We start from the raw sequence: 1,898 nt of genomic DNA on the forward strand, positions 1-1,898 counted from the left end.
CTTCCAGGCCATGCTTGGCAATCTGCGCCAGGCCGTCACCGCGCAGCTGATGCGCGTCGAACTGGTCCGTCAGGCCGCCGAAGCGCCACCTCCGGAAGCCCCCGACATGTTCGGCACCCATATCGACGGCAGCACCGGCGAAAACGACTTCGAAGGCGGCGAAACCGCCCTCCTGGTCCGCCCGGAGACAACCGCAATCGTCGCCCCCGAAGACCGCGACCCCAACAACCAGGCCACCTGGGGCAAGGTAGGCCGCAACGAAGCCTGCCCCTGCGGTTCGGGGAAGAAGTACAAGCACTGCCATGGGGCGTTTGCGTAAAGGCGCGGCGCTTTCCTTCTCCCGTCACTATACGGGGAGAAGGTGGCCCGCAGGGCCGGATGAGGGGCGGCGCCTGCGTTCGCGATTAGCCAATCTCCCCACCTGAGGGGGAGATGGCCGGCAGGCCAGAGGGGGGCGATGTCCCGCCGACTAAGCCGCCTCGAACTCGAACTTCAGCTGCGCGGCCTCATCCTCTGGCAGCCAAGGCACCATCTGAGGCACGATCTTGCGATAAAGCCGGGTGCTATCCTGATCGGCAACGTCTCCGTGCTGCGCGCCTCGGCGATGATGAAACAGCGGCGCAAACCTCAAACGCCTGTGCCGCCCCTCATCCGCCTGCCGGCACGTTCTCCCCGTATAGGGACGGGGCGAAGGAAATTCCTCACCCAACCGTTTCTTAATGTGTCTCCGCTACACCAACGCCTGAAAAAGAAGCGGAAAACGGAGAGAAATCGGGGTGCGCTTTTCCGCGGCCACGACTGCCGGGCGGTTCTTGCCGCAGCGTTGGGCGCTGCGCATGGGGCCGTTGCTTGGCCGCATCGATGCTGTGCTGTTCACCGCCGACGAGCGCGGCGAGGCCAGCCGCATGTCGGTTATCGCCTTCTCGGTCCGCATCGTCAGCGCCGTCATTGCCTTCGTCAGCCAGGTGCTGATGGCACGCTGGATGGGCTCGTTCGAGTACGGCATCTTCGTCCTCGTCTGGGTGACGATGGTCATCGTCGGCAATCTCGCCTGCCTGGGCTTCCACACCTCCGTCATCCGCTACATTCCCGAATACCGCGAGCGCGGCTTGATGGACGAGTTGCGCGGCATCGTGCTGGCCAGCCGTCTGTTCGTGCTGATCGCCTCGACGCTGATTGCCGGGCTCGGCGCGCTCGGCGTCTGGCTGGCGGCACCCTGGATCGAGAGCTACTATGTGATCCCGTTCATCCTCGGCGTCATCTGCCTGCCGATGATCGCCATGTCCGACCTTCTGTCGGGCCTGGCACGCGCCAACAGCTGGGCGCTGTTTGCCCTGTCGCCGACCTATCTGGTGCGGCCGGTGCTGATCCTGCTGTTCATGGCGCTGATGCTGCTGGCGGGCTATGCTCCTGACGCAAAGACCGCGATCTTCGCCTCGATCGCCGCCACCTACGCCACAACGCTCGGCCAGCTTATCGGTGTCACCCAGCGCATGGAACGGCAGATTCCGGCCGGGCCGATGAAGGTCCATTTCGCGCAATGGTTCGTCGTCTCGCTGCCGATCTTCCTGGTCGAGAGCTTCTTCTTCCTGCTGACCAATGCCGACGTGCTGATGGTCGGCGCCTATATGGACCCCAATGACGTCGCCGTCTATTTCGCCACGGTGAAGACCCTGGCGCTGGTGCATTTCGTCTACTTCGCCGTCAAGGCCGGCGTTGCCCAGCGCTACGCCCAGTTCACCCATGGCGACCCGCAAAGGCTCGCCGCCTTTGCCCGCGAGACGGTGTCGTGGACGTTCTGGCCTTCGCTGTTGATGGCGCTGCTGGTGCTGGCGCTCGGCGAGCCGATGCTGGTGCTGTTCGGCCCGGAATTCAGCAGCGGCTATCCCTTGCTGTTC

The 1,898-nt window shown here is 64.3% G+C and carries 2 protein-coding genes; both read left to right on the top strand.

What is annotated here, in order from left to right; all coding sequences use genetic code 11:
• The coding region (locus ENZ75_RS30475) for an SEC-C metal-binding domain-containing protein (RefSeq protein ID WP_206617136.1) at positions 1 to 319 on the top strand (319 nt) is incomplete at its 5' end.
• 457 nt (positions 320 to 776) lie between these two features.
• A partial coding sequence (locus ENZ75_RS30485) for a lipopolysaccharide biosynthesis protein (RefSeq protein ID WP_164888131.1) occupies positions 777 to 1,898 on the top strand: 1,122 nt, incomplete at its 3' end.

This window comes from Mesorhizobium sp. M7A.F.Ca.CA.002.04.1.1 (genome assembly GCF_004022805.1).
Classification (GTDB): Bacteria; Pseudomonadota; Alphaproteobacteria; order Rhizobiales; family Rhizobiaceae; genus Mesorhizobium; species Mesorhizobium ciceri.